At 64.8% G+C, this 25,356-nt stretch carries 25 protein-coding genes; 10 read left to right on the top strand and 15 right to left on the bottom strand.

Annotation, left to right across the window (positions count from 1 at the left end; translation table 11 throughout):
* Positions 1–30 precede the first annotated feature (30 nt).
* Positions 31–564, top strand: a complete 534-nt coding sequence (locus ACP2YP_RS30740; protein WP_426419971.1) for a PRC-barrel domain-containing protein — start codon at positions 31–33, stop codon at positions 562–564.
* 219 nt (positions 565–783) lie between these two features.
* On the opposite strand, the gene ACP2YP_RS30735 is transcribed toward ACP2YP_RS30740, so the two are convergent.
* Positions 784–1,992, bottom strand: a complete 1,209-nt coding sequence (locus tag ACP2YP_RS30735) for an ABC transporter substrate-binding protein (protein WP_426419970.1) — start codon at positions 1,990–1,992, stop codon at positions 784–786.
* A gap of 260 nt (positions 1,993–2,252) precedes the next feature.
* Here ACP2YP_RS30735 and ACP2YP_RS30730 point away from each other — a divergent pair, with 260 nt between their 5' ends.
* Entirely contained in the window at positions 2,253–2,687 is a 435-nt protein-coding gene (locus ACP2YP_RS30730; protein WP_426419969.1) for a DUF3551 domain-containing protein, read from the top strand.
* Between the two features lie 44 nt (positions 2,688–2,731).
* Here ACP2YP_RS30730 and ACP2YP_RS30725 read toward each other — a convergent pair whose 3' ends face one another.
* The 7 genes from ACP2YP_RS30725 to ACP2YP_RS30695 all read right to left on the bottom strand — a co-directional run bounded on the left by ACP2YP_RS30725 (position 2,732) and on the right by ACP2YP_RS30695 (position 11,033).
* Entirely contained in the window at positions 2,732–3,562 is an 831-nt protein-coding gene (locus ACP2YP_RS30725) for an ABC transporter permease (RefSeq protein WP_426419968.1), read from the bottom strand.
* Positions 3,559–4,821 (bottom strand): ABC transporter permease, encoded by a 1,263-nt coding sequence (locus ACP2YP_RS30720; RefSeq protein WP_426419967.1) that lies wholly within the window; start codon positions 4,819–4,821, stop codon positions 3,559–3,561. Before ACP2YP_RS30720 ends, ACP2YP_RS30725 begins: the two co-directional genes overlap by 4 nt.
* A gap of 271 nt (positions 4,822–5,092) precedes the next feature.
* The gene (locus ACP2YP_RS30715; protein WP_426419966.1) at positions 5,093–6,151 is read right to left on the bottom strand and encodes an ABC transporter substrate-binding protein; all 1,059 of its coding nucleotides are present in this window, start codon (positions 6,149–6,151) and stop codon (positions 5,093–5,095) included.
* Between the two features lie 66 nt (positions 6,152–6,217).
* Complete coding sequence (locus tag ACP2YP_RS30710) at positions 6,218–7,327, bottom strand: ABC transporter ATP-binding protein (RefSeq protein WP_426419965.1); 1,110 nt, start codon at positions 7,325–7,327, stop codon at positions 6,218–6,220.
* Positions 7,328–7,448: 121 nt separating this feature from the next.
* Positions 7,449–9,005 carry a DUF4403 family protein gene (locus tag ACP2YP_RS30705; protein ID WP_426419964.1) on the bottom strand — a complete coding sequence of 519 codons (1,557 nt, stop codon included), beginning with the start codon at positions 9,003–9,005 and terminating at the stop codon, positions 7,449–7,451.
* A gap of 141 nt (positions 9,006–9,146) precedes the next feature.
* On the bottom strand, positions 9,147–9,785 hold the full coding sequence (locus ACP2YP_RS30700; protein WP_426419963.1) for a glutamine cyclotransferase: 639 nt from the start codon (positions 9,783–9,785) through the stop codon (positions 9,147–9,149).
* A gap of 27 nt (positions 9,786–9,812) precedes the next feature.
* Positions 9,813–11,033, bottom strand: a complete 1,221-nt coding sequence (locus ACP2YP_RS30695; protein WP_426419962.1) for a helix-turn-helix domain-containing protein — start codon at positions 11,031–11,033, stop codon at positions 9,813–9,815.
* Between the two features lie 141 nt (positions 11,034–11,174).
* Here ACP2YP_RS30695 and ACP2YP_RS30690 point away from each other — a divergent pair, with 141 nt between their 5' ends.
* Both ACP2YP_RS30690 and ACP2YP_RS30685 read left to right on the top strand, forming a co-directional pair.
* A complete protein-coding gene (locus ACP2YP_RS30690) occupies positions 11,175–11,957 on the top strand; it encodes a DUF899 domain-containing protein (RefSeq protein WP_426419961.1) in 783 nt (260 codons plus the stop codon).
* Positions 11,900–12,301 (top strand): hypothetical protein, encoded by a 402-nt coding sequence (locus ACP2YP_RS30685; protein ID WP_426419960.1) that lies wholly within the window; start codon positions 11,900–11,902, stop codon positions 12,299–12,301. The genes ACP2YP_RS30690 and ACP2YP_RS30685 overlap by 58 nt, the downstream gene beginning before the upstream one ends.
* Before the next feature lie 44 nt (positions 12,302–12,345).
* On the opposite strand, the gene ACP2YP_RS30680 is transcribed toward ACP2YP_RS30685, so the two are convergent.
* Both ACP2YP_RS30680 and ACP2YP_RS30675 read right to left on the bottom strand, forming a co-directional pair.
* Positions 12,346–12,678, bottom strand: a complete 333-nt coding sequence (locus ACP2YP_RS30680; RefSeq protein WP_426419959.1) for a GIY-YIG nuclease family protein — start codon at positions 12,676–12,678, stop codon at positions 12,346–12,348.
* 233 nt (positions 12,679–12,911) lie between these two features.
* Complete coding sequence (locus ACP2YP_RS30675; RefSeq protein WP_426419958.1) at positions 12,912–13,616, bottom strand: L,D-transpeptidase; 705 nt, start codon at positions 13,614–13,616, stop codon at positions 12,912–12,914.
* 274 nt (positions 13,617–13,890) lie between these two features.
* Between ACP2YP_RS30675 and ACP2YP_RS30670 the strand changes: the two genes are divergently transcribed.
* From ACP2YP_RS30670 to ACP2YP_RS30660, 3 genes are all read left to right on the top strand, one after another.
* The gene (locus tag ACP2YP_RS30670) at positions 13,891–14,943 is read left to right on the top strand and encodes a glycosyltransferase family 4 protein (protein ID WP_426419957.1); all 1,053 of its coding nucleotides are present in this window, start codon (positions 13,891–13,893) and stop codon (positions 14,941–14,943) included.
* Between the two features lie 33 nt (positions 14,944–14,976).
* Positions 14,977–15,666 (top strand): methyltransferase domain-containing protein, encoded by a 690-nt coding sequence (locus tag ACP2YP_RS30665; RefSeq protein WP_426419956.1) that lies wholly within the window; start codon positions 14,977–14,979, stop codon positions 15,664–15,666.
* A 155-nt stretch (positions 15,667–15,821) separates the two neighbouring features.
* Positions 15,822–16,481 (top strand): hypothetical protein, encoded by a 660-nt coding sequence (locus ACP2YP_RS30660; RefSeq protein ID WP_426419955.1) that lies wholly within the window; start codon positions 15,822–15,824, stop codon positions 16,479–16,481.
* A 143-nt stretch (positions 16,482–16,624) separates the two neighbouring features.
* Here the strand turns inward: ACP2YP_RS30660 and ACP2YP_RS30655 are convergent, their stop codons facing one another.
* Entirely contained in the window at positions 16,625–18,289 is a 1,665-nt protein-coding gene (locus ACP2YP_RS30655) for an aminotransferase class III-fold pyridoxal phosphate-dependent enzyme (protein WP_426419954.1), read from the bottom strand.
* 35 nt (positions 18,290–18,324) lie between these two features.
* Here ACP2YP_RS30655 and asd point away from each other — a divergent pair, with 35 nt between their 5' ends.
* Both asd and ACP2YP_RS30645 read left to right on the top strand, forming a co-directional pair.
* Positions 18,325–19,188, top strand: a complete 864-nt coding sequence (gene asd, locus ACP2YP_RS30650; protein WP_426419953.1) for an archaetidylserine decarboxylase — start codon at positions 18,325–18,327, stop codon at positions 19,186–19,188.
* A 66-nt stretch (positions 19,189–19,254) separates the two neighbouring features.
* Entirely contained in the window at positions 19,255–19,824 is a 570-nt protein-coding gene (locus ACP2YP_RS30645; RefSeq protein WP_426419952.1) for an NUDIX hydrolase, read from the top strand.
* 210 nt (positions 19,825–20,034) lie between these two features.
* Here the strand turns inward: ACP2YP_RS30645 and ACP2YP_RS30640 are convergent, their stop codons facing one another.
* Positions 20,035–21,423: a FecR domain-containing protein gene (locus ACP2YP_RS30640; RefSeq protein ID WP_426426315.1), complete on the bottom strand. Its 1,389-nt coding sequence runs from the start codon at positions 21,421–21,423 to the stop codon at positions 20,035–20,037.
* A 270-nt stretch (positions 21,424–21,693) separates the two neighbouring features.
* Complete coding sequence (locus tag ACP2YP_RS30635) at positions 21,694–22,470, bottom strand: DUF2147 domain-containing protein (protein ID WP_426419951.1); 777 nt, start codon at positions 22,468–22,470, stop codon at positions 21,694–21,696.
* 513 nt (positions 22,471–22,983) lie between these two features.
* Here ACP2YP_RS30635 and ACP2YP_RS30630 point away from each other — a divergent pair.
* Positions 22,984–24,183, top strand: a complete 1,200-nt coding sequence (locus tag ACP2YP_RS30630; RefSeq protein WP_426419950.1) for an extensin family protein — start codon at positions 22,984–22,986, stop codon at positions 24,181–24,183.
* A 59-nt stretch (positions 24,184–24,242) separates the two neighbouring features.
* Here ACP2YP_RS30630 and ACP2YP_RS30625 read toward each other — a convergent pair whose 3' ends face one another.
* Both ACP2YP_RS30625 and ACP2YP_RS30620 read right to left on the bottom strand, forming a co-directional pair.
* Complete coding sequence (locus tag ACP2YP_RS30625; RefSeq protein ID WP_426419949.1) at positions 24,243–24,587, bottom strand: DUF6665 family protein; 345 nt, start codon at positions 24,585–24,587, stop codon at positions 24,243–24,245.
* Positions 24,588–24,641: 54 nt separating this feature from the next.
* Positions 24,642–25,277 carry a TetR/AcrR family transcriptional regulator gene (locus ACP2YP_RS30620; RefSeq protein ID WP_426419948.1) on the bottom strand — a complete coding sequence of 212 codons (636 nt, stop codon included), beginning with the start codon at positions 25,275–25,277 and terminating at the stop codon, positions 24,642–24,644.
* Between the last annotated feature and the right edge of the window lie 79 nt (positions 25,278–25,356).

The following is a 25,356-nucleotide window of genomic DNA, read 5'->3' as shown; positions in this document are numbered from 1 at the left end:
CATGAGTTTCTGCTGAAGGAGAGGACAACCATGTTGATGAAATCGATCGCCGCCGGCCTTGCCGGCACAGCTTTGCTTGCGACCGTTGCGTTTGCGCAAAACCCGACCGCCACCACCGATAAGTCGCCACCCGCGGCCACCGCGACGACCACGACCGCGTCGGGCGAATGGCGTGCGTCGAAGATGGTGGGTTTGAAGATCTACAACGACGCCAACGAGAGCATCGGCTCGATCAATGACCTGCTGATGGACAAGACCGGCGCGGTGAAGATCGCGGTGATCGGCGTCGGCGGCTTCCTCGGCATGGGCGAGCATCTCGTCGCCGTGCCGTACGAGAAGCTGAAATTCGTCAATGAGGCAGTGGCCTATACCGGCACCGGTGCGGCTCCGGGCGCTCCCGGCACCATGAGCAAGTCGACCACCACCACCACCGGCGCTGCGACCGGCACCGAGAAGACGACCACGACGGCGCCGTCGGGCTCGAAGTGGTATCCGGACCACGCCGTGTTCAGCGCATCCAAGGACGAGCTGAAGAACATGCCCGAGTTCAAGTATTCCGAGTAATGCAGCTCACGCGACGGCCTAAACGCTGCGCGCCCGGTTTTCACCGGGCGCGCTGTCGTGTCTTTCGTCACAGGATCTGTTGATCCTCACCCTGAGGAGCGCACTCTTCGCGCGCGTCTCGAAGGGCGAGGCCACCGGCCGGGCCTTCATCCTTCGAGACGCTTGCTTCGCAAGCTCCTCAGGATGAGGAATGGGCAGAGCAGGGGGAGGGAGAAGACCTCACTTCACCAGCGGGCAACCGCCCTTGTCGAGCGGACGGAAGGCTTCGTCGCCGGGCACGGTGGCGATCAGCTTGTAGAGGTCCCACTCGCCCTTGGACTCTTCCGGCTTCTTCACCTCGAACAGATACATGTCGTGGACCATGCGGCCGTCGATGCGGATCTTGCCGTTCTTGGCGAAGAAGTCGTTGACCGGCGTCTTACGCATCTGCTCCATCACCTTCGGTGCCTCGTCGGTCTTGATGGCCTCGATCGCCTTCAGATAATGCATGGTCGCCGAATAGAGACCGGCCTGGATCATGGTCGGCATGTGGCCGACCTTCTCGTTGAAGCGTTTTGAGAAGGCGCGCGTCTCCTCATTGCTGTCCCAGTAGAACGCGTCGGTGATGATCAGGCCCTGCGTCGCCTTGATGCCGAGCGAGTGAACGTCGGTGATCTCCATCAACAGCGCGATCATCTTCTGGCCGCCTTGCGTCAGGCCGAACTCGGCCGCCTGCTTCAGCGCATTGGTGGTGTCGCCGCCGGCATCCGCCAGCGCGACCACCTTGGCCTTCGAGGCCTGGGCCTGCAGCAGGAAGGATGAGAAGTCCGACGAGTTGAGCGGATGACGGACCTCGCCGATCACCTTGCCGCCGCTCTCCTTGACGACATTGGCGGCGTCGCGCTGCAGCGCCATGCCGAAGGCGTAGTCGGCGGTGACGAAGAACCAGGTGTCCTCGCCCCGCTTCACCATCGCTCGGCCTGCGACGTTCGAGAGCGCGTAGGTGTCGTAGGTCCAGTGCACCGTGTTGGGCGAGCAGGCGGTGCCGGTGATGTCGGACGAGCCGCCGCCGGAATTGATGTTGATCTTGTTCTTCTCGCGCGTCAGTGCCGAGATCGGCAGCGCCACCGAAGATGTCGGTACGTCGAGGACCGCGTCCACCTTCTCATTGTCGTACCAGTTGCGGGCGATATTGACGCCGACGTCGGGCTTGTTCTGGTGGTCGGCGGAAACGATCTGGATCGGAACGCCGGCGACCTTGCCGCCGTAATCGGCCACGGCCATCTCGACAGCGGCCAGCGAGCCCTTGCCGGTCGCGTCGGCATAAAGGCTCGACATGTCCGTGAGCACGCCGAGCTTGACGACATTGTCGGAAATCTGCGCCTGCGCCGTTCCGCAGGTCGTGGCGATGGCGAAGCTGGCCGCAACGGCGGCGATGAGTTTATGCATATCGTTTTCTCCCTCAGCGTTGTTGTTTGGGCTTTGTTGCGGGGACTGTTCTAGCGACAAACCATCGCGGCGGCAAAGCCGGGGAGACGTGAAAACGATTGAGAATAAGCAGGGGGAGACGGTGTGAACCCTTTCTGCTTCCGGGCGAACGCCGCTGTCTCACTGCACGTGCATGAGCCTATTCCGTGAGCATTGACTTGGATCAATACTGCCTACAATCTAGGTGCACCCAGTGTTGTGACGACTTGGAGGAAGTTCCAATGCGCACATTGGCTTTGACGATTTTGACGATGGGTATCGTCTTAACAGCAGGGCACGCCCGGGCTCAGAGATATGATCCGGCTTTTCCCGTTTGCCTGTACGTCGTCTCATTCGGAGCTACCCCTTACTATCGATGCAGCTACGCGACGATGGACCAATGCAGGGCGTCGGCCAACGGTCAGATGTGCGTCCTCAACCCGTATTACGCTGGTGCGACGACGCCGGTGAGAGGGAGCAATCGGCATTATTCTCGCCAAGTCGGATCAAGATCGCCCGCGCCCGCCGAGACCAGATCGTACGCGCCAGCTGCGCCGCCGATCCACTCCCGGTCCGCACCGTACAATCAATACAATGAACCGTATTATGGAGCTTCCCAAGGTTACGCGCCCGGCGAGAAACAACGATTTCTCGACAGCGTGAGACGATACATGTGACGGACAGGCCGAAGGGGGAAGGAAGAAGAAAGCTGCCAGCCAGCTCAGGCGCTACTGCCCTTGAGTCGTTCGTTGCGCCGGCGCAGGCCTTCCAGGGTGGCGAGGAGGATGACCGAGACCGTCGTCAGGACGACCGCCGCTGCGGTAATCGTCGGGCTGATGTTCTCGCGGATGCCGCTGAACATCTCGCGCGGCAGGGTGCGTTGCTCGGGACCGGCCATGAACAGCACGATCACCACCTCGTCGAAGCTGGTCGCGAAGGCGAACAGCGCACCCGACGCGAGTCCCGGCAGGATCAGCGGCAGGATCACGCGGCGGAACGCTTCGAGCGGTGAGGCGCCAAGGGAGGCGGCGGCGCGCGCAAGATTGGTGTCGAAGCTTTGCAGCGTCGCGCCGACCGTGATCACCACAAACGGCGTCGCAAGCGCGGTGTGAGCCAGGATCAAGCCGAGATAGCTGCCGGTCAGCCCGATCGGCGCGAAGAAGAAATACAGACCGACCGCGGTGATGACACCGGGCACGACCACCGGCGATAGCACGAAAGCCAGCACCAGCGGCTTGAAGCTGCTCTTCCACTGCGCCAGCCCCAGCGCGGCCAGCGTGCCCAAAACCATCGACAGCACGGTCGAAGCGACGCCGATGATCATGCTGTTCTTCAGCGAATTCATCCAGCGTGGCGAACTGATGAAATCGTCGTACCAGCGCAAGGAGAGGCCCGGCAGCGGATAGGTCAGGTACGAGCCCGAGCTGAACGACAGCGGCATGATCGCCAGGATGGGCGCGATCAGGAAGATGAACACCAGCGTCGAGATGAATATGGTCGCGGTCCACGCGATGCGCTGGCTGGGCGTGCGGAGGGAGAGATTCTCGCTCAATTCTTCATCCCTCCCGTAACCTGCTGGCCCTGCACCAGCTTGCCATAGACAAGCGCGAGCAGAATAGTGGCCAGCAGCAGCACCGCGCCCAACGCCGACGCAAGACCCCAATTGGCCGTCTCGGTGGTGTAGAGCGCGATGAAATAGCTGATCATCTGATCGGCGGCGCCGCCGACCAGGGCCGGCGTGATGTAGTAGCCGAGCGCCAGGATGAAGACGAGCAGGCTTCCCGCGCCGATGCCGGGCAGGGTTTGCGGCAGGTAGATCCGCAGGAAGGCGGTGAGGGGTGGTGCGCCGAGCGAGGCGGCGGCACGCATGTAAGCCGGCGAGATCGCCTTCATGCTGCTGTACAGCGGCAGGATCATGAACGGCAGGAGCACGTGGGTCATCGCCACGCAGACACCGAAGCGGTTGTAGATCAGGCGCAGCGGCTCGTCGATGATGCCAAGCCAAAGCAGGCTGTCGTTCACGACGCCCTTGCTTTGCAGCAGCACGATCCAGGCGCAGGTGCGGACCAGAAGCGAGGTCCAGAACGGCAGCAGCACGAAGATCATCAGCAGGTTCGACCGACCGGGCGGCAGCGTCGCCAGCAGGTAGGCAACCGGGAAGCCAAGGATCAGGCAGAGTGCGGTGACACTGATGCTGATGAGGAAGGTGCGGGCGAAAACATCGCGGTAGATGGCCTGATCCGGCGAGGTTGCGACGATCGCGCCGTCCACGTTCCGCGTCAGGTCGAGTGCTGCCAGAAGATAGAAGCCGGTCGCCGGGCCGCTGGCGTCCTTGATCGTCGTCCAGGTGGTGCGCTCGCGCCAGGCCGGGTTGATCTTGCCCAGCGTTTCCCTGGCCGTGCCGGGCTCGGGCGCCGCCTTGAGGTTGCGTGCGGTGCTGGTCAGGATCGTGCGAAAACCGTTCAGGGCGTAATTGAGCCGCTTGGCCGCAATCGCAATGGTGCCGGAGGCGCGCGCCGTCAGGATGTCGCTCGCCAGCGCCGCATAGGCCTTTTCGTCCGGCAGGTCCTTGCCGTCCCAGTCGGCGAGAGCCGCGACGGTTTGCGGCAGAACCTGGCGCACCTCGCGGTCGTCGACGGCACGCCACAGCATGCCGGCGATCGGGCCCGCGAAGGTGAAGAGTAGAAACAGCAGAAGCGGCACAACCAGTGCCAGCGCCTTGATCTGGCGGGCGCGCTCCGCTCGCTTGAGGCGGCGCTTGAGCGGCACCTCAGTCTGCGCATCGACGCCGGTCAGGGACGCTGCTGTCATGGCGCGAACCTCTTGGACCGGACATCCCTCGCCATTTTCGGTAGGGCAATCGCATGTGACGTTTTGGAGTGGCCTGAGCGCGCGCCTCGTCCTTCGAGACGACCGCTTTGCGGTCTCCTCAGGATGAGGCTCTTCGACATCTGCGCCTGTGAAATAGCCGCCACGCGCTCCGTCCTCATCCTGAGGAGCCCGCCTGATAAGGCGGGCGTCTCGAAGGATGGCCGCAACGAAACTACGCTCAATGTGCGCCGCACGCCGGTGCGTCCGCGCGCTATTTCGCGGCCCATTTGTTGAAGCGCTCGGTCAGGCGGTCGATGTTCTCGAGCCAGAAGGCGACGTTGATCTCGACCGCGTTCTTGATGTTGTCAGGCGCGGTCGGCAGATCTTTCAGAACGGCCGGCTGGATCAGGGCGGCGGCGTCCTTGTTCGAGGTGCCGTAGGCAATGTTCTCCGACAGTTTCGACTGGTTCTCCGCCTTGCCGGCGAAGTCGAGGAACTTGTAGGCCGCGTCCTTGTTCGGGCTGCCCTTCAGGATGACCCAGCTGTCGAGGGTGAAGAGCGCTCCGTCCCACACCATGCCAAAGTTCTTCTTCTCGTTCTTGTTCGCGGTGTCGATGCGGCCATTGTAGACCGAGGTCATCGCCACCTCGCCGGAGGCGAGCAGTTGTGGTGGCTGGGCGCCGGCCTTCCACCAGACGAGGTCGCCCTTGATGGTGTCGAGCTTCTTGAACGCGCGATCGACGCCCTCGTCGGTAGCCAGCACCTTGTAGACGTCCTTCGGCGCGACGCCGTCGGCCATGAGGGCGATCTCGAGCGTGGTCTTCGGGCCCTGACGCAGGGCGCGCTTGCCCGGAATCTTCTTGGTGTCGAAGAAATCAGCCCAGCCTTTGGGGGCGTCTTTCAGCTTGTCCTTGTCGTAGCCGAGCACGAAATCATAGAGGATGGCGCCGACGCCGCAGGGATTGACGGACGGCTGTATGTAAGCGGCCTCGCCGCCGATCTTGGAATAATCCAGCTTCTCGAACAGGCCTTCCTCGCAGCCGACTGCGAGCTCGTCGCTCTCGACCTGGACGACGTCCCAGGTGGCGGCACCACCCTGCACCTTGGCGCGCAACACGCCGACGCCGCCGTCCCAGGACTCGTCGTTCATGGCAATGCCGGCCGCCTTCTTGAACGGCTCGAAATAGACCTTCTTCTGGGCGTCCTGATACGCGCCGCCCCACGACACGACGGTGAGGTCACGCGCCTGCGCGACCGTAGCCAGCGCGGCGCTGGCGCTGAACGCCGCGGCGAAACCCAGAGCAATCTTGCCAATCTTGCGCTTCAGCATGGTCCTTGTTCCTTCTTCATCTGCGTTACGTTGAGGTTGATTGATGCAGGTTCGTTTGCGTTGGGATCAGACGGGATCGAGCGCGAGGCAGTCCTCGGGGCGGAAGCTGATGAACACGCTTTCGCCGTGTCGCAAGCTATCATGCGCCCCCGGCTGAAGCTTGACCATGAACTCGGCGTTCCCTGAGACATCGAGCACCGCCAGCGCGTGGTCGCCGAGATAGATGGTGTTCTGCACCTTGGCCGGCAGCCGGTTTGGTCCGTCGCTGGAGCTGCCGTCCAGGATAATGGCGATCCGCTCCGGCCGCACCGACAGGGACGTCGATGCGCCTGCGCCCGATACGTTGACCGCACGGGCCATGACGGAGCCGCCGGCCGCCAGCGCGACGCGGCAATAGTCCTTCTCGATCGTTTCCACGGCGCCGGCCAGCACATTGTTCTCGCCGACGAAATTGGCGACGAAGCTGTTGACCGGATGCTCATACAGCGCGTCGGGCCTGTCGATCTGCTGCACGATGCCGTCGTTGAACACGGCGATGCGGTCCGACATGGTGAGCGCTTCGCTCTGGTCGTGGGTGACGTAGACGACGGTGATGCCCATCGTCTCGTGCAGCTGCTTGATCTCCAGCTGCATCTGCTCGCGCAGGCGCTTGTCCAGGGCGCCCAGGGGCTCGTCCATCAGCACGAGCTGCGGGTTGAAGACCAGCGCGCGGGCCAGCGCCACGCGCTGCTGCTGGCCGCCGGACAGTTGCCCGGGCCGCCGCTGCGCCATTGTTTCCATCTTGATCATGCGCAGCGCCGCCTTGACGCGCGCTTGCGTTTCCGCCTTGTTGACCTTGCGCACGGACAGCGGGAAGGCGACGTTCTCCTCGATCGTCAGGTGCGGAAACAGGGCATAGTTCTGGAACACCATGCCGATGTCGCGCTTGTGCGGCGGCATGTTCTTGATCGGCCGCTCCGCGAGGTAGATCTCGCCCTGGGTCGGAACCTCGAAGCCGGCCAGCATCATCAGCGTGGTCGTCTTGCCCGAGCCCGAGGGGCCGAGCAGGGTGACGAACTCGCCCTTCCTGATGTCGAGATCGAGGTTCTTCACCACGAGGTGCTCGCCATCATAGGTCTTCTGAATACCGGAAAAGCGCACCAATGCCGGCGCAGGCGTGACCATGCCGGCTTCCATGTTGTCCTCGCGTGTCCCCTACAATGCTCCCAGCACCTCTTTCGAGGTTGCCACGAATAGCTTAGCACCCTCCGACGAGAATGCCAGCGGCGCGCGAGGCGGCAGGTGCCGCGAAGATGTGCTACATCCCCGACAGCTTGGTCACGTACACGTTGAGTGTACCGCCGGCTTCCGCAACCACGCGCAGCGTCCTGGAATCGAAGGCGATGTCGGCCAGCGTGAGGCTGCTGATATTGGCCTCGACCTTGACGCCGTCCTCGCTCTTCTGGAAATCGGCAATGACGCCTGCGATCTTCTCGCGCGCGTTGGCGGCGATCGGCTTCAGGTCGAGTGTCGCCTTCTGCACCAGCGCCTGCTGCATCTGCGGCACCACCGCGCGTGCCGCTGCGCCGAGCAGGCCGAAGGCCGCTTCGGACTCCACCGCGAGCTGGATGTCGGCGAGCCGCAGTGTCTGCTGCGCCTGGTCGAGCATCGGCCGGCCCCAGATGTGCACGGTCGCTTCGGCGCCGAGCCCGAGCCAGCTCTTCTTCTCCTTGGCGCGGACCAGCAGCGAGATCAGCAGCCGCTCGCCGGAGGGGACGACGTTGACGCTCTTCACTGTGACCTCGACCGGACCGGAGCCGTCCTCGGGATAGGTGTGGCCGACCATCTGGGCCGCGATCAGCTTGTTGATCTCGGTGAAGGGCACGTCGATGGGAACGCCGATGTTCACGCCGGTGCCGGTCGGCGGCACGATCGAGATCTTGTCGGGGAACGGGCAGTCCGGCTTGGTCGGCGTCGAGGTCACGCGCGTCTCGGCCTCGAGGCCGAGCAGCAGCGTCACGTTCTGCGCGTCGACGCGCGGCTGTGCTGCGATCGCGCGGGTCGGCTTCATCTCGAGCCAGAGCGGCGGCAGCGCGGCCGAGGAACCGTTGCCTTGCAGCGGGATCGAGCGGCAGGCCTTGGCCCATTGCACCTTCGCGTTCTCGCGCAGGCTGGGATCGTTGCGGATGCGCTCGGAGACGACGTTGAGCTGATCGCCGACCGTCTTGTCGATCAGCGGCTTCACCTGCGCGGGCACGTTGACCTTGGCGCCCGCGACGTTGAGGTTGGTGTCGCCGAGATTGACCTGTGCGCCGAGATTGGGCTCGAGATGCCAGGCGGCCGCGAGTTTTGGACGCGACGTGACGACCACATTGCCCTTGATCTCGGCGCTGGCATTCAAATTCTTGATGTTGACCGCGCCAATCCGTTTCGCCGCGTCACCGCCGAGCACCTCGCCGAGCGCGCCGGTGGCCTTCGACGACAGCGACCCCGTCACGTTCAGCTTGCCGGTGATCGGCGTCGACAGCGTCAGCACGTCCTTGTCGCCGGTCGCCGCCATCGGTCCGCGGACGGCGGTCCAGCCGATATCGGCGTCCTGCAGGATCTGCGAGATCGGATTCTCGGCCTTGCCGGCGAAATTGTGCGGTGAGGCCTTCTCGGCCTGCTCCCGGATCGCCGACAGCGCGATCGCCACTGGCGCTACCACGATCGAGCTTTTCGCGACCGGCGGCAGCGGCGGCAGTTGCGCGACCGGCGGCGCGGGATTGGTCGCGCGCGGCGACAGCAAGTCCATCGCCTTCAAGCTGATGAAAAACGACGCCGCGAGCACCGCAATGGCGATCAGGACAGTCTTCAAATCTAGCGTCAGTCGCATCAATCCCCCAGGCCGCCCTGACGGGGATTCTACAGGGCAGGCGAGGAGGGCGCTAGAGCGCACCGATGGGGTGGAATTGCGGCAAATCGGTTAACGGCTGCGGCTGCGCTGTTACAGTCTGTTCAGGCTGTCAGTGCGCAGCTAGCTGCGCCTCGGGCGGCGGACTGCTCTCACCTTGCCGGCCTCGCCGCCGCCGCAGAACAGGCGATCGCCGCCGTCGGATTCCAGCCCTGAGACCATCGTCCCGGCCGGCAGGTCGAGCTGCTCGAGCACCTTGCCGGTGTCAGGATCGATCCGCCTGATGTCGCTGTCCTCGCCTTCCCAGGTGCCATGCCAGAGCTCGCCGTCGACCCAGGTGACGCCGGTCACGAAGCGCTTGCTTTCGATGGTGCGAAGCACCGTGCCCGTGTCCGGATCGATCTGATGGATCTTGCGCTCACGGTATTGCCCGACCCAGAGCGAGCCTTCGGCCCAGGCCAATCCGGAATCGCCGCCGCCGCCGGGCGCGGGGATCGTGGTGAGCACCTTGCCTGTCGCGGCGTCGATCTTCTGGATGCGATCCTCCGCGATCTGGAACAGGTGGCGGCCGTCGAATGCCGTGCCCGCGTGTGCGGCGACATCGAGCGAGCGCGAGATCTTGCCGTTGGCGGGATCGACCGCATTCAGTCTGTCGCCCGATGCGAACCAGACATGGGTGCCGTCATAGGTGACGCCATGCACGGCCTCGACGCCCGGAAATGGCCCGTACTCGGTGACGATCTCGGCGGCGGAACGCTTCATCTGCTCGATCCCTGTGATGCGGCCAGCCTACGCCTTCAATAGCGGTCCGGGGAGTAACAAGCCTGTCGGGAATCCGGGGACGGGCGGGGTCATCCAGCGCCGCGCCCTGCCGTGTCCGAACGACTGCACCTTGTTCGATCGCGCCAGCTCTTCGAGCGCCCGCTGCACCGTGCGCGCGCTCATGCCGAGCGCGAGCGCGAGCGCCGAGCTCGACCACGGCTCGCCGTCGGCGAGAATGGCGAGGACGGCGGCGTGCTTCTCCTCGACGGGCCGCGCCAGCACGATGACGTCGCGCGTCCTGCGCGGCGCCAGCTCAAAACCCTGCTTCGTGGCGCTGATCTCGGCCAGCGGCTTGAGCTGGGTGCGCAGCCGCCCGATCTCGACGCGCAGGCGCGCGCGGTGCGACTCGTCGACGTGCCTGGCCTGGAACGCACCTGATATCAACGCCTCGCGCGAGACGTCCGCGGGCCATGCCTGCGCCAGCAGGCGGGCGAGCGCGAACAGCACGGGTCGCGTTCCGAGCGACACCGCGACGCCTTGCCTGCGCACGACATGATGGAAGGTGTCGATGACGAGCGCTGTCGAGGTCGCCAGTCTCTCGACCTCGCCGAGCAGCAGCGGGTGTTCGCTGCCGCGCGCGATCAGGCGCGCGGCCGGCGTGTTCAGGATCAGGCTCGCGCTGTCGACCTCGGCGACGAGCGCCGGGATTTTTGCCAGCCGCGCGGCCTTGCCTGCGCGGTCGAGCGCTACGCGCGCATCTCGTGTTTTTAGCCGCCTGATGGCAATGCCGGCGACGACGAGCTCGCGAACGACGAGAGATGCAGGCGGCAGCGGGGAGACGCCGATCTCGGCCAGCGTGCGCTCGGCCTCGTCGACGCGTCCAAGCAGGAGCAGACGGCGGGCCTCGATATGGCCGGCATGGGCGGCATTGGCGAAATCGCCATGGCTTGCGAGCGTCGCCCGCGCGCCGGCAAGGGTCTTGGCCGGCCAGCTGAGGTCGCGCGAGACCAGCGCGATCTCGGCTTCGGCCACCACGCATCTGGCGCGCGCGACCGCCTCTCTCGGCCCGAAGGCGCGCGCAGCGTTGCGCAGCAGCATCTTCGCCTTGGCGAGATCGCCGAGCTGCGCCATCGCGATGCCGCGCAGCGCCAGCGACGGCGCATCGTTGCGCAATGCGACGCGGTTCAGGGCGCCGAGCGGATCGCCGGCCTCTAACGCACGCGCTGCGGCCGTGATCAGCGACTCCATGAAAATCCCGCCACACTTGTTACTCCCACCGCGCAACCGCTTGGTGCCAGAAATCGTTGACGGCCGACGATGTGCGGTGAGGGGCGAGCAGTTCCGCCAGGCGCGGGATCGTCGCCCAGGCAAGAGGTTTGGAGAGCTATCATGACATCAGCAGACAAAGCAGGACGTAACGGACAGGCCGCCATGCAAACACCGCCAGTGGTGTCGCCGCAGGACTGGGAGGCAGCCCGTCAGCAACTGCTCGTGAAGGAAAAGGCACATACCCGCGCCCGCGACGCCCTCGCCGCCGAACGCCGGCGCATGCCGTGGATGGCAGTGGACAAAACCTACGCATTCGAGACGCCCTCGGGCAAGGCCAGTCTGCTCGATCTGTTCCAGGGCCGGCGGCAGCTGATCCTGTACCGGGCCTTCTTCGAGCCGGGCGTGTTCGGCTGGCCCGACCATGCCTGCCGCGGCTGCTCCATGGTGGCCGACCAGGTCGCCCATGTGTCGCATCTGAACGCCCGCGACACCACGCTGGTGTTCGCCTCGCGCGCGCCGCAGGCGGATATCGCGCGGCTGAAGACGCGGATGGGCTGGGACATTCCGTGGGTCACCATCACCGACAGTTTCGATGCCGATTTCGGCGTCGGCGAGTGGCACGGGACGAATGTGTTCTACCGCGACGGCGAGCGCATCTTCCGCACCTATCTGATCAAGAGCCGCGGCGACGAGCAGATGGGCGGCACCTGGAACTATCTCGACATCACCCCGCTCGGCCGCCAAGAGGTCTGGGAGGATTCGCCCGCTGGCTATCCGCAGACCCCGACCTACAAATGGTGGAATTGGCACGACAGCTACGAGCAAGGTGCCGCGCCCGACAAGAAATGGGTCGAGGTCTCGGACGCCGGAGAGATCGCGCTCCGCGCGGCGGGCGCGCAGTGAGCGAGACCTGCTCAGTCAGCGCGGCCGCCGATGGTGGTCGTGATGGCAGGGAGGTCGTGGCCGCATCCCGCCTCGCCCGATGGCTGGGTCTTGCGGCCACGCCGACCTTCGCGATCATGGCCGCGCTGACGGCCGTGCTCGGCGGCCCGGCGGACATGCTCTGCTCTGCCGGACACGGGCTGTGGCTCGGCGGGATGGTGCCGATGTATCTGCTGATGAGCGCGTTTCACTCAGCCGCGTGGCTGAGGTTGATCTCGGGACGGCGTTGGGTAAGGACTTCCGCCAGTGTGAACGCCTCGTCCTTCGAGACGACCGCTTCGCGGTCTCCTCAGGATGAGGCTTAACTGGCATCCGTGCTTCGGCGAACGTGACACCGCGCATTCAGTCCTCATCCTGAGGAGCCCGCCAAAGGCGGGCGTCTCGAAGGATGATGAGATCCGCGCTTTGCCAATTCCTGGAGCTCGGTAAAATCGCCGCGCATGAAGGCTTCCTTCTTGGCGCGGCTCCATTTCTTGAGCTTGCGTTCGCATTCGATTGCGTCGGTGATCCGATCGAACCATTGCGAGAAGACCAGCGTTACTGGTCTGCGCGACTTTGTATAGCCGCCGAACGTGCCCGCGTTGTGCTGCGCGACTCTGATCTCGAGTTCGGTTCGTGTCGTGCCGATGTAGTAGCTGCCATCAGCACATTTGAGAATGTATAGGTAAGCGCCTTCGGTCATCGTGCCCGCCCCATCCTTCGAGACGCGCGCAAAGGCGCGCTCCTCAGGATGAGGCTAACTGGCATCCGTGACTGGCGGCAAGCATGAAAAATTCGTCGCTGCACAGTCCGCCCTCATCCTGAGGAGCCCGCCAAAGGCGGGCGTCTCGAAGGATGGCCGCAATCACCGGCCCCAAATGAAACGGCCCCGACATCGCCGGGCCGTTCGCATCTCAATCTCGTCAGCGCCTCGCGCTACCGAAGCTCCGCTCTCCGTTCCGTCATCGGCAGCACGATCACCTTGGTGCCGACGTTGACGCGGGAGTAGAGGTCGGAGACGTCGTCATTGGTCAGGCGGATGCAGCCGGAGGAGACGTGCTTGCCGATCGTATCGGGGGCGTTGGTGCCGTGGATGCGATAGACGGTGCCGCCGAGATACATGGCGCGGGCGCCGAGCGGGTTGCCCGGGCCGCCGGCCATGTGGCGCGGCAGATAGGGCTGGCGCTGGATCATTTCCGGCGGCGGGGTCCAGTCCGGCCACTCGGCCTTCTTGGTCACCGACTGGGTGCCGGACCAGGTGAAGCCGTCGCGACCGACGCCGATGCCGTAACGGATCGCCTGGCCGTTGCCGAGCACGTAATAGAGATAGGTGTTAGGCGTATCGATGATGATGGTGCCCGGGGCCTCGCGCGTCGCATAAGAAACTGTCTGGCGGCGGAAGCGGGCCGGCGTCTCGACGGCGTCCGGATCCTCGGACGGCGCGGTCTGATAGGTCGGCGCCTGATAGGGCTGGTACGGCTGAAGCGGCTGCGGCGCGGTCATCGTCGGCAGCGGCTGGAAGAACGGAAACAGCTGCACGGGCGCGGCCTTGACCGGGCCGGCGAACGCGATTGCAGTGACAGCCACGGCACTGACAGCAACGGCGCGCGAACAATTCCTCAACGTGTCCAGCTTGAACATTGGTCGCCCCTGTTTGCTCGGTGTTTCTTGGTCACCCCGGCACCGTTTCGGTGCTCCGTTGCCTCAATCACTAACGGCAAAAAGTTTCGGGACGTTTGCACGGAAAACCGAAAACGGTTTCGTCATGGCAAGGATTGTTTCATGACAGTTTCGTGGCTGGGGTGCGCCCGTTAACAAACAAAACAGCGCGCCGACACTTATGTGACGTCACACGCCTGAAATATCCGTGGTTGATGGTCCTAAGCCGAGAATCATCAAACTCTCGGGATTTCCCATGCGGGTATTAATCGCGACTGACGCCTGGCATCCGCAGGTCAACGGTGTGGTCCGGACGCTGACCTCGCTGGCTGCCGCCGCCAAGGCCCTCGACGTCGAGATCGACTTCCTGACACCGGAGGGCTTCCGGTCGTGGCCGCTGCCGACCTACCCGGGCCTGCGCTTTGCGCTGCCGAGCCGGAAGGAGATCGCGCGGCGGATCGAGAAGGCCGCACCCGAAGCGCTGCATATCGCCACCGAAGGCCCGATCGGCTGGGCCGCGCGGGCCTATTGCCGCCGCAACGGCCTCGCTTTCACCACCTCCTACACGACGCGCTTTCCGGAATACGTCTCGGTGCGGACCGGCATCCCTGATGCCGTCGGCTATGCCGTGCTGCGCCACTTCCACGATGCCGCCGCCATGACCATGGTGGCGACGCCGTCGCTGCGGCAGGAGCTCTCAGGCCGCGGCTTCAAGCGGCTCGGCTTCTGGGGGCGCGGCGTCAACACCGAGCTGTTCCATCCTGATTCCCCCGCCGAGCTGGACCTGCCGCGACCGATCTTCATGACGATGGGCCGCGTCGCGGTGGAGAAGAATCTCGAAGCGTTCCTCGCGCTCGATCTGCCCGGCACCAAGGTCGTCGTCGGCGACGGTCCGCAGAAGGCGGCGCTCGAGAAGAAATATCCGGATGTCGTCTTCCTCGGCGAGAAGAAGGGCGCGGATCTGACCGCGCATCTCGCCGCCGCCGACGTGTTCGTATTCCCGAGTCTCACCGACACCTTTGGCGTGGTGCAGCTGGAGGCGCTCGCCTGCGGCACGCCGGTTGCGGCGTTTCCGGTGACGGGACCGAAGGACGTCATCGCCGATCACCCGATCGGCGCGATCGACAACGATCTGCGCGCTGCCTGTCTGCGCGCGCTCACCATGTCGCGCGAGACCTGTCGCAACTTCGCGCTGGAGCGCTCCTGGGAAAACAGCGCGCGTCAGTTCGTCGGCAACCTCACCTCACTCCAGCCCAGCCGCATCCTGCGCGCCTCGCCTGTCATGGCGCGGCGGCCGGTGCGCGGCTGATCCATAGTTTGACCCACAGCGAGAACCTCATCGATGGCTAAGATCATGAACCTTGACGGCACCCAGCAGCTCGACCTCACCCGCGGCACGGTCGAGCAGGCGTATGATCGCTGGGCGCCCGTCTACGATCTCGTGTTCGGCGGTGTGTTCGCCAAGGGCCGTCAGGCCGCGATCACAGCCACCAACAAGATCGGTGGTCGTGTGCTCGAGGTCGGCGTCGGCACCGGCATCTCGCTGCCGCTCTATGCCCCGAACCTGCGCATCTTCGGCACCGACATTTCGGAAGCAATGCTCGACAAGGCGCGCCGCCGCGTCAGCGAAGGCAACCTGAAGAACGTCGAGGGCCTCGCGGTGATGGACGCCGAGAAGCTCGAATTCCCCGACAATTCCTTCGACGTCGTGATGGCGCAGTATGTCGTCACCGCCGTGCCGAATCCGGAGAAGGCGCTCGACGAATTCGCCCGCGTGCTGCGTCCGGGCGGCGAGCTGATCATTCTCACCCGCGTCAGCGCCGACACCGGCATGCGGCGCTTCATCGAGCAGAAGCTCCAGCCGGTGGTGCGTCCGCTCGGCTTCCGGACCGCCGAGTTCGCCTGGTCGCGCTACGCCAAGTGGCTGGCCGGCGCCAACGGCATCGAGCTTGCCGAGCGTCGTTTGATTCCGCCGCTGGGCCATTTCTCGCTGGTGCGTTTCCGCAAGGTCGACGTCGCCAAGGCAGCCTGAGTCGGGCAGCTGTGAGCGGCGGCATGGTCCGCCGCTCACGCTATTGCGTGCGTCATCGCGTCGCTGCCGATTGTCATATGACAAAATGATGATGTCACACGACAGACATCGAATCCCTGTAAATCCTGAAACCCGAAAGCATTTTGGGGGAGAGCATGATCAAGAATTATCTCGAGCAGCTGCGGATCCAGCGCTGGGACGACCATCGCTACTATCACCACAGCCGCATCAATCAGAGCCTGCACTTCGTCAGTGCGCTGAGCTTCCTCTTCGCCTATCTCTGGCTGTTCGTCGATCCGATGATCTCGGCCCTGGTCGGCTGGCTGGTCTCGATGACCTCGCGCCAGGCCGGTCACTTCTTCTTCGAGCCGCACGATTACGACCACATCAACCACGCGACCCACGAGTACAAGGAAGACATCAAGGTCGGCTACAACCTGCAGCGCAAGGTGGTGCTGATGGCGATCTGGGCGGCTTCGCCGCTGGTGCTGTTCGCCGATCCGACCTTGTTCGGCCTGTTCACGCCCTGGGCCAGCGCAACCGATTTCATGCGGCAGGTCGCCAAGATCTGGCTCGTGATCGGCGGCGGCGGCCTTCTGTTCCGCACCGTGCACCTGTTCTTCATCCGCGATGTCGAGACCGGCCTGGTCTGGATGACCAAGATCCTGACCGATCCCTTCCACGATCTGATGCTCTATCGCAGCGCTCCGCTCGCTTTGATGCGCGGCGAGCTGATGGATCCCGGTCTGCATCTCAACCCCGAGCATACGCTGGGCTTCATCGACGAACCCACGCTCGAAGAGCAGCACGCCTGAGCGCGCCGTTCTCACAAAATACTCCGATGTCGATTGGCTACGTCATGCCCGGGCTTGTCCCGGGCATCCACGTCTTAGAGCTTTCGTGCAGAGGCGCGTGGATGGCCGGGACAAGCCCGGCCATGACGGAGGAGGAATCAGTCTCAGCGCCCAAAGCGCTTGGCCAGCATCTCTTTCAGGATCTGCCGCTTGATGGTCTTGTTGGTGAGCACGCCGTCATGCCACCAGAAGCCATCGGCCTTCATCTTCTCGGCGGCGCGGACGAAGCGGTCGGCGACTTCGGCGAAGTCGGCGTCGGTGTAGTTGAGGCTGAAGATCAGCCGGCCGGTACCGACCCAGCTCAGCGCCAGGCCTTCGGCGCGCAGGTAATATTGCAGCATCCAGTTGTAGCGGGACGGGGTGGTGTATTTCACCGTCCAGATCGACGAGAGATTGGCGAACCGCACCGGCAGCTTGGCGTCGGTCATCATCTGGTTGAGCTTTTGCGCGCGACCGTTCCAGGTCGCATCCAGCCCGTCATAGATGGCGCGGAAGTTCGGGCTGGCGAGCCGGCTCAGGAACTCGTCCATTGCCGTCATGACGTAGGGATGCGAGTTGAAGGTGCCGCGGGCGAAGCAGATGTCGGCGGGACGATCGTCGCGGAAGCGGCGCATCAATTCGCGTCTGCCGCAGACCACGCCGACCGGCAGGCCGCCGGCCAGGCTCTTGCCGTAGGTCACCATGTCGGCCTTGACGCCAAAATATTCCTGGGCGCCGCCGGCAGCGAGTCGGAAGCCAACGAACACCTCGTCGAAGATCAGAACGATGCCGCGTTCGGTGCAGACCTCGCGCAGCTTCTTCAGCCACTCGGTGTAGGCTGCGCGATCGAAATTACCGCCGCGGGACGAGTCGACCAGGGAGGAATCGCCGGGCGCATTGCCGTTCGGATGCAGGCCTTGCAGCGGGTTGACCAGCACGCAGGCAATGTCCTTGCGCGTGCGCAGCACGTGAAGGGTCTTCTCGGACATCTCGGCGAGTGTGTAGGTCTCGTGCGCGGTGATCGGATTGCCGACACCCGGCTGCACGTCGCCCCACCAGCCGTGATAGGCGCCGGCGAAGCGGACGAGGTGCGTGCGCTTGGTGTGGTAGCGCGCGAGCCGCACTGCCTGCATCACCGCTTCGGTGCCGGACATGTGGAACGAGACCTCGTCGAGGCCCGAGATCTGGCACAGCCGCTGCACGTTCTCGAGGATGACGGGGTGGTAGGGGCCGAGCACCGGTCCGAGCGCATGCGCCCGCTTCTCGGAACCCTCGATGCACTCCTTGTAGAAGTCGTTGCCGAAGATGTTGACGCCGTAGGACCCCGTGAGGTCGTAGGAGGTGTTGCCGTCGACATCCGTCACGGTGACACCGCTCGAGGAGTCCATGAAGGTCGAGGTGCCCAGATGCTCGCGGACGAGGCGCGAGAACTGGAACGGCACGCGGTAGGTTTCGGTGAAGTTGAGGTCGGAGATCGTCTCGGCCGCTTCCTTCGTCATCGCGCGGCCCCGGGGGTAGCGATCGGCGTAGATTCGCGCGAGGCGGAAGAAAGCCTCCCTGCGTTGCATCACCACATTCACCGGCGCGCCGTCGCAGCCGAAATATTTGTCGCCTTCGAACTCGTAAAACGGAAGCAACTTGGCCACCCGGCGCGACATTTTGGAGTGTCCGGCGAGCGAGCGGTGCTTGGCGCGGGACAATGCGATGCGCGCCTTGAGTTTTGGGAAGGCTGCGGCAGCGGACGCTGCGGCGGCCACGGAAAATGAGAGAATCGGGAGTGTCGTTTCCATGACAACAAGCGCTAATACTGCGAGCTGACAGATTCATGACAGTCAAAGCCCTCATCGCCTCTTTCACCCAGCAGGAAGACCTCAACTTCCTGTTGACCAACCGCATCCCCCGCGCGGCGCTGACCCGCTTCATGGGCTGGTTCTCCAAGATCGAGAACCCGCTGGTGCGGGACGGCTCCATCGCGCTGTGGAAGCTGTTCTCCGACCTCGATCTGTCGGAGGCCAAGAAGGACCATTTCAGGAGTCTGCACGACTGCTTCACCCGGGAGCTCAAGCCGGGCCTGCGGCCCTTTGATCCGGATCCTGCGGTGGTCGCGAGCCCCTCGGACGGCATCGTCGGCGCCCATAGCCGGATCGCCGACACTGAGCTGTTCCAGGTCAAGGGCGCGCCCTATTCGCTGCTCGACTTGCTGGGCGACCCCGCGCTGGTCGAGCAGCACCGCAACGGGAGCTTCGTCACGCTGCGGCTGACCTCGAGCATGTATCACCGCTTCCACGCGCCGTATGATGCGCATATCGAGCGCGTCACGCTGATCCACGGCGACGTCTGGAACGTCAACCCGATCGCGCTCAAGCGGGTCGAGCGGCTGTTCTGCAAGAACGAGCGCGCCGTGATCCGCACGCATTTGTCGACCGGCGAGGCCGTGACGCTGGTGCCGGTCGCCGCGATCCTGGTGGCGAGCATCCGGTTGCACTTCCTCGACATGGTGCTGAACGCGCAGACCAGGGGGCCGGTCAATTTCCCCTGCGACGTCAACGTGAGCAAGGGCGAGGAGCTTGGCTGGTTCGAGCACGGCTCGACCATCATCATTCTCGCGCCAGGGGATTTTTCGTTCTGCGACGGTATCGTCGAAGGAACGCGCATCCGTGCAGGTCAAGCGCTGCTGAGGAAAATCTAGCCTTCAATCTGCCGTTTCGGCCGCCTATATCGTCCGCGGGGACGAATCGACGACACGGGTTTGGTGATGGCGCGGGCGCCGGTGATGGCGGCGGGTGGTATTGTGTTGCGGCGTAGCGCGCCGCCGCTGGTTGCGATCGTGCGTCAGCGCAAGCGCAATGAATGGGTTTTGCCCAAGGGCAAGCTCGACGACGGCGAAACGCCGAAACAGGCCGCGCACCGCGAGGTGCTGGAGGAGACCGGCCACGAGGTCGCCATCCATGAATTTCTGGGCACGCTCGTCTATCAGTCGGGCGGGCGCTCAAAGGTCGTGCATTTCTGGCGGATGGAGGCCGAGGGCGGCCAGGTCCGTGAGCTGATGAGCGACATCAAGGCGGTCGACTGGGTGCCGCTCGAGGAAGCGCTCGCGCGCCTGTCGCGCGAATATGAGCGCGCCTTCCTCACTGAGGTCGGCCCGATCGCGATTACCGCGGCCGGCCTCGCATCGTCACCTGCGCCGGAGCCGACGCCAACATCGGCTGCCGACGACATCGATGCCGCCCTGCAGACGCTGACACCGGCCGAAGCGGCCTCGGTCGACGAATTTCGGCATGGCCTGCTGCAGAAGGTGCGAGCCTGGCTTCGCGGAGAGGCGTGAGGTCTCATCACCTCTGCTTGCAAGATGGCGAGCATCCGAGAGTCAGCATGATTGGGGTAGCGTCAGCTCTCTCCAAGTCGTCATTGCGAGCGCAGCGAAGCAATCCAGAATCTTCCCGCGGAGGGACTCTGGATTGCTTCGCTTCGCTCGCAATGACGGAGGAGAGAGCAGGACGGGGAGCGCACCGCGTGCTCGGCGCGCACACTGCCTCTATCGCTTCTTCTTTTCCTTCGGAGCCGGCGCAGGCCTGCGCGGTGCGGCTGGGCGTTGTGCGCCGGGCAGGCGTTGTTGGAAGCCGGGCTGGCGTGGCGCGACGCCTTGTTGCGGCTGTGCGCCGGGCTGCAATCCGGTGCGCGGTGTTTGCGGTTGTGGCGTGACCGTGCCAGGCGCTTGCGGAGATTGTCTGTTGCGCTTCGGCTGCGTCTGCGGCGCGCTGCCGGGCTGTGTGCCTTGTCCGGTACGCGGCTGGGCGGCCGGCTGTCCCGTGCCCTGCTGCTGCTGACCCGCGCGCGGCGTGCCTGGCTGCCCGCCCTGTCCCTGACGCTGCGGCTGCTGCGTGCCCGGCTGCGTCCCCTGACGGTTCGGTGCACCCGGCGGCTGCTGACCCGGACGGTTGTTCTGACCCGGCTGGCCGTTCGGCCGCTGCGGCTGCGGGGTCGGCGCCGTGTTCGGACGCAATTGCTGCTGTTGCGGCGGCTGTGCCGGTCGCGGAATGCGGCTGATCGCGGCCGGATTGGCGCGACGGAAGTCGCGCTGCTCGGTGACTATCTGGCGGCCGGTCGTCTGCGCCGCATGCACCTGGTTGACGAAGCCGCGGTCGCGCGCGATTTGCTGCGGCGGGATCGTGATCGGCACCGCGGCAAAGCGCATGCCGCCGGGGCCGCCTGCACCGGGCCGGATCGCAAAGCCGCTCGAGGCTTGCGTCAGCGCGCCGAGCCGCGTGCCGCTCGTGCGGTCGTTGACGTCGATGTGGCCGACCCGGCCGTCGGCGTCGGGATAGAGTTTTATGTTGACGTTATTCGCAGTGTTCGCGGTCGCGTTTTCGGGCACGTCGACGACGCCGGTGGTGCCGCGGATGCCGAGCGTTGCGGTGGGCGTTGCGATCTTCATGTCGCCGCTCTTCGCCACCGCAGCCGCGACGAAGGCGACCGTGCCCTTGCCGATGTCGAAGATCGCCGAATTCTGCTTGCCGCCGTCCTCATAGACGTAATTGTCGATGGTGATCTTGGCGCTGGCGGAGAGGTTGAATGTGGTGGCGTCGTTGAAGGTGATGCCGAGCGACGAGTTCGAGGAGGTCTGCACGACGTCGTTGAGATAGATGTCGTCGCGCAATTTCAGCGGATAGGAGTTCTTGTCGCGGACAACGGTCGCGATTCCCGTCACGGTGGCGACGTTGCCGATCGGCTCGACGGCAGCGGGCTGTGCATCGGCCGCCGGCGCGGGCGAGGCCGATGGCGTCGGGGAAGGGGCGGGCGTCGGTTGTGCCTGCGGCTGCGCCTGCGCGAGCTCGACCACGTCGGACGCGCACGCCCTGTCCGCACCGGCCAGCGGCAGCGCCAGCAGCGGCAAAGCAAACACGACGCGGCGCCAAGCCACCATCAAAGCCACGAATGAGGTCCCGGTGAGAACACGAGGCGAGATCGGCCGATATCAGCCGGAGCTGGCTGAATGGCGGATGAACGTCGGTCGCACGGGACGGGCGAACGTTCAAACGCCACGTCCCGGTGTCAGGGACGTGGCGCCATCCTCTTGCTCGTCATTCCGGGGCGCGACGAAGTCGCGAACCCGGAATCTCGAGTAGTGCGAGTTCTCGGCCCGAGATCCCGGGTTCGATGCTTCGCATCGCCCCGGGATGACGCGCTTCGCGCCTCAGCTCACCCGCTTCCAAGTCTGGCCGCCGCAGAACATGCCGCCGAAGGCGCAACCCTGCACACGCATCGCATTCGGGCCCTTCATCGCGATCGTCGAGTCGTAGTTGCGGCCGGAGTCGGGATCGTGGATGCGACCGCTCCACTTGGCGCCGTCGGGCCTCATGTTGATCAGGATGCGCTCGTTGCTCTTCTCGGCATAGCCGCAGAGATTGGCGCCGCATTGTTCGACGCGTACATTGCCCTTGTTCTCTTCGGTCGCCCACACACCGAGCGGCGTGTTCGCAGCCTGTACGGGAGCGACAGGAGCAGGCGCAGGTGCCGGAGCCGGCGCATACGCGGGAGCCGTGGCGACCGGAGCAGGAGCGGCAACCGGCGCCGGCTGCGTGGTGGTGTCGATGGACGGCGCTGCGGCAATGGTTGTCTGAGCGGCGGGAGCAACGGCGGGCGCTGCCGGAACGGTGGCTTGCACCGGCGCCTGCTGCACGGGTTGCTGCTGCACCGGAGCCGGCGCGGGGCTTGCCGTCGTCGTGCTCGGCGTGCTGTCGTCATCGTCCTTGGAGCCGCCAAGGCCGTTGAGATTGATGTCGTTCAGCTTGATCGGCTTGTTCGACAAGCCCGGCGCCACGATGGTGACGCAATCGAGCGAGGCGCAGTTGCGCGGCGTCTCGATGCGGACGCGCTGGCCTTCGATCTGGAACGAGATCGAATTGCCGGCCTGCGCGACGGCGGTCGAGGCGAGGAAGAGTGCGGTGGCGGCGATGGTGAGCTTGTTCATGACAACCTCCAGAATGGCGTGGGTCCCGATATGGACTGAAGTCGATGGCGGACCGGATGTGGTTCGACCTTATGCCCGATACGTCCGGCGCTCTGTGATGAACCTCACAACGGCTGACCGGGTGAGCCAGCGCACATTCCGACTGCTCGAATTTCTGAGCAACGCAAAGCACCCGGCGGCCAGACGATCTGGCTCAGTCGGGCGGGGCCCGTGATGCGGTCGGTGGACGCTGCTAGATCATGCCGAGCACGATGGCGCCGACGAAGGCCATGGCGAGATACGCGGTGACAACGCTCAGTCTGCCGACGAACGTCATGACGTTGCTCCATGAGATCCGCTTGGGATCGCTCAGCGCGCCGTTTTGCGCGCGATCGTCATGGTTAACAGAAACTCACCGTTGAAAAAAGGCAGTCTTATTGTCGTTCACCTGCGGCCGCCGGCGCGTCATGGTAAAGGAAAGCTGAAATCGACACGTTGAAGAGTCTTTAAGTAAATTCACCGAACCTGCCGCGCATGACGCGCGGAGTTCGTTTGTATCTCGTCGGCTCCATCGTCCTTGTTTCGCTCGCGGGTTGCGGACGCGGCTTTTTCCAGGCCGAACGTGAACCGTGGCGGGCCGAGGCCGAAGCGGCGTGCCTGAAATCGGGCGCCGTGAAGGAGAGTGCCGACATCGTCCGGATCGAGCCGATCTCAGGCCCCGGCATGTGCGGCGCCGAGTTTCCGCTGAAGGTCGCCGCCATCGGCGAGGGCACCAGCAGCTACGGTTTCGCCGACGAGGAGCTGCGCCCGCCCGGCAGCATCGGCAACCAGCCGCGCTGGCCAACGACGCAGCCGCAAGCGAATTATCCAGCATCCCCCTATCCGCAGCGGTCGAACTATCCCGAGAGCGCGGTGCGCCAGCCTTCCGGCTATGGCGCCTCCTCCGGCCCGGTGTCGCTCAGCGCGCCCGGCGTGGCACCGCAGGAAGACGAGATCGACCTGCCGCCCGAGGGCACCGATGCCGCGGGCGCCGCGCGCTACATGAATGCACCGAGCTATCCGGCGCGGCCCCCCGGTCCGGCGCCGTATTCGCAAGCGCCAGCGCAACAGCCGTTGCCGCGGCTGGGTCCCGCGCAGGGCAATCCCGTCACCGCCGTCGGTCCCGTCGCGGTGAAGCCGACGGCGACGCTGGCCTGTCCGATCGTCTCCGAGCTCGATCGCTGGTTTGCCGACAGCGTGCAGCCTTCGGCGATGCGCTGGTTCGGCCAGCGTGTGGTCGAGATCAAGCAGATCTCCGCCTATTCCTGCCGCGGCATGAACGGCAATCCGCATGCCCACATTTCCGAGCACGCCTTCGGCAACGCGCTCGATGTCGCCGGCTTCACCCTTGCCGACGGCCGCCGCATCTCGGTGAAGGATGGTTGGCGTGGCCTGCCGGAGGAGCAGGGGTTTCTGCGCGACGTGCAGTCGGGTGCCTGCGCACATTTTACCACCGTGCTCGCGCCGGGTTCCAACGTCTATCACTACGATCACATTCACGTCGACCTGATGCGCCGCGCCAGCCGCCGCCTGATCTGTCAGCCGGCTGCAGTCTCCGGCGAAGAGGTCGCGGCGCGAGCGCAGCAGCGCAATCCGTATGCGAACAATCGCGATCCCTCCGTGACCGGCGCGCTCGGTGCGCGCAAGAGCAAGCGCGAGAAGGTCGACGAGGAAGACGAGTTCTCGGACGATTAGTCGGACGCAATCCAAAATGGGCGCCGACATATCTCAGATGAATTGAGTTGGTTAGAACGTCATCTCGAAATCCGCTTCGTCGACGGCGCTGGCGCCAGCCCCATGCACCGCTGCACTTCGGCCGGGACGTTGTAGGTCCGCATGATGTGGCGGCTGTCGCGCAGGCCGGTCGCCTCGCGTTGCACCACGAACATCCAGAGCGCCTGGCCGGCGGTCATCACCAGCTTGCGCCTGGCCGGCTGCATCGCGGCCGGCGTCTCCGGGAGTGCGTGGGCGGCATCGAACGCGCGCAGTTCCGCGAGCGCCTGTTCGAGCGCGCGGCCCATCCGTCCAAGCGCTGAAGCCTGTTCCTGGACGATCTCGTAATGAAAGATATCGACCGGCGGGCGAAGATCACGGGACATGGCGCTCAATATAATGCGGCGCGAACCGCATGCGCAACGCGTGGCCTGCCGCCGTTACTTCGCCTTGTACGCGGCCAGGAACATCCACGTCGCGCTGTCGATCACTTCCATCATGCGCTGTTCCGATGGCGGCGGCGCGGCCTGGAACACCAAAGGCAGGAAGAGCGAGGCCTTGCACAGTTCCATGAATTGCGAGGCGGCCAGGTCGCAATCATCGATCGCGAGATCACCGGGGGCGACATGGGCTTTGAGATATTCCGACAGCCGGCTGATGGTCTTGTCCAGCACGCGGAAATAATAGCGGCGGCCGACGTCGGGCATGCGCTCGGCGATTGCCATCACGGTGCGGATCGCCGATCCGCCGCCGGGCCGGCAGAGCAGATGAAGATAGGCCGCGCCGAAATCCCTCAGCGTGGTCTCGGCGTCGCGCGCGGGGTCGAAATTGAATACAACCTGGCCGTGCTGGAGCGCTTCCTCCTCGAGGATGGCTTCGAACAGCGCGCTCTTGTCGGCGAAGTAGACGTAGAGTGTGCCCTTGGAGACGCCGGCCGCGCGCGCGATCTCGCCCATGCTGGCGCCGTCAAAACCCAGATCCATGAACACTTTACGGGCGCCGGCCAGGATCTGGCGCCGCTTGGAGCTGTCCTCGTCCGGGAGCGAGTGCAGTTGTTCGCGGTTGGGTGCAACCATTGGTTTAGGGTCTCGGAAGGTTTTGGACCGGGGCTTGGACCAAGAAACGCAAATAAAGGATTCGGGCCAGTAGGTTCCG

The organism is Bradyrhizobium genosp. A, from assembly GCF_049949275.1.
Taxonomy (GTDB): domain Bacteria; phylum Pseudomonadota; class Alphaproteobacteria; order Rhizobiales; family Xanthobacteraceae; genus Bradyrhizobium.
This window is presented reverse-complemented; position numbering and strand designations above follow the sequence as displayed.

Excerpts from the sequence above, each read along its gene's own strand:
- ACP2YP_RS30740 (WP_426419971.1), top strand. The coding sequence starts at position 31 with ATGTTGATGAAATCGATCGCCGCCGGCCTTGCCGGCACAGCTTTGCTT.
- ACP2YP_RS30735 (WP_426419970.1), bottom strand. The coding sequence starts at position 1,992 with ATGCATAAACTCATCGCCGCCGTTGCGGCCAGCTTCGCCATCGCCACG.
- ACP2YP_RS30730 (WP_426419969.1), top strand. The coding sequence starts at position 2,253 with ATGCGCACATTGGCTTTGACGATTTTGACGATGGGTATCGTCTTAACA.
- ACP2YP_RS30720 (WP_426419967.1), bottom strand. The coding sequence starts at position 4,821 with ATGACAGCAGCGTCCCTGACCGGCGTCGATGCGCAGACTGAGGTGCCG.
- ACP2YP_RS30715 (WP_426419966.1), bottom strand. The coding sequence starts at position 6,151 with ATGCTGAAGCGCAAGATTGGCAAGATTGCTCTGGGTTTCGCCGCGGCG.
- ACP2YP_RS30710 (WP_426419965.1), bottom strand. The coding sequence starts at position 7,327 with ATGGAAGCCGGCATGGTCACGCCTGCGCCGGCATTGGTGCGCTTTTCC.
- ACP2YP_RS30705 (WP_426419964.1), bottom strand. The coding sequence starts at position 9,005 with ATGCGACTGACGCTAGATTTGAAGACTGTCCTGATCGCCATTGCGGTG.
- ACP2YP_RS30700 (WP_426419963.1), bottom strand. The coding sequence starts at position 9,785 with ATGAAGCGTTCCGCCGCCGAGATCGTCACCGAGTACGGGCCATTTCCG.
- ACP2YP_RS30695 (WP_426419962.1), bottom strand. The coding sequence starts at position 11,033 with ATGGAGTCGCTGATCACGGCCGCAGCGCGTGCGTTAGAGGCCGGCGAT.
- ACP2YP_RS30690 (WP_426419961.1), top strand. The coding sequence starts at position 11,175 with ATGACATCAGCAGACAAAGCAGGACGTAACGGACAGGCCGCCATGCAA.
- ACP2YP_RS30685 (WP_426419960.1), top strand. The coding sequence starts at position 11,900 with ATGGGTCGAGGTCTCGGACGCCGGAGAGATCGCGCTCCGCGCGGCGGG.
- ACP2YP_RS30680 (WP_426419959.1), bottom strand. The coding sequence starts at position 12,678 with ATGACCGAAGGCGCTTACCTATACATTCTCAAATGTGCTGATGGCAGC.
- ACP2YP_RS30675 (WP_426419958.1), bottom strand. The coding sequence starts at position 13,616 with ATGTTCAAGCTGGACACGTTGAGGAATTGTTCGCGCGCCGTTGCTGTC.
- ACP2YP_RS30670 (WP_426419957.1), top strand. The coding sequence starts at position 13,891 with ATGCGGGTATTAATCGCGACTGACGCCTGGCATCCGCAGGTCAACGGT.
- ACP2YP_RS30665 (WP_426419956.1), top strand. The coding sequence starts at position 14,977 with ATGGCTAAGATCATGAACCTTGACGGCACCCAGCAGCTCGACCTCACC.
- ACP2YP_RS30660 (WP_426419955.1), top strand. The coding sequence starts at position 15,822 with ATGATCAAGAATTATCTCGAGCAGCTGCGGATCCAGCGCTGGGACGAC.
- ACP2YP_RS30655 (WP_426419954.1), bottom strand. The coding sequence starts at position 18,289 with ATGGAAACGACACTCCCGATTCTCTCATTTTCCGTGGCCGCCGCAGCG.
- asd (WP_426419953.1), top strand. The coding sequence starts at position 18,325 with ATGACAGTCAAAGCCCTCATCGCCTCTTTCACCCAGCAGGAAGACCTC.
- ACP2YP_RS30645 (WP_426419952.1), top strand. The coding sequence starts at position 19,255 with ATGGCGCGGGCGCCGGTGATGGCGGCGGGTGGTATTGTGTTGCGGCGT.
- ACP2YP_RS30640 (WP_426426315.1), bottom strand. The coding sequence starts at position 21,423 with ATGGTGGCTTGGCGCCGCGTCGTGTTTGCTTTGCCGCTGCTGGCGCTG.
- ACP2YP_RS30635 (WP_426419951.1), bottom strand. The coding sequence starts at position 22,470 with ATGAACAAGCTCACCATCGCCGCCACCGCACTCTTCCTCGCCTCGACC.
- ACP2YP_RS30630 (WP_426419950.1), top strand. The coding sequence starts at position 22,984 with ATGACGCGCGGAGTTCGTTTGTATCTCGTCGGCTCCATCGTCCTTGTT.
- ACP2YP_RS30625 (WP_426419949.1), bottom strand. The coding sequence starts at position 24,587 with ATGTCCCGTGATCTTCGCCCGCCGGTCGATATCTTTCATTACGAGATC.
- ACP2YP_RS30620 (WP_426419948.1), bottom strand. The coding sequence starts at position 25,277 with ATGGTTGCACCCAACCGCGAACAACTGCACTCGCTCCCGGACGAGGAC.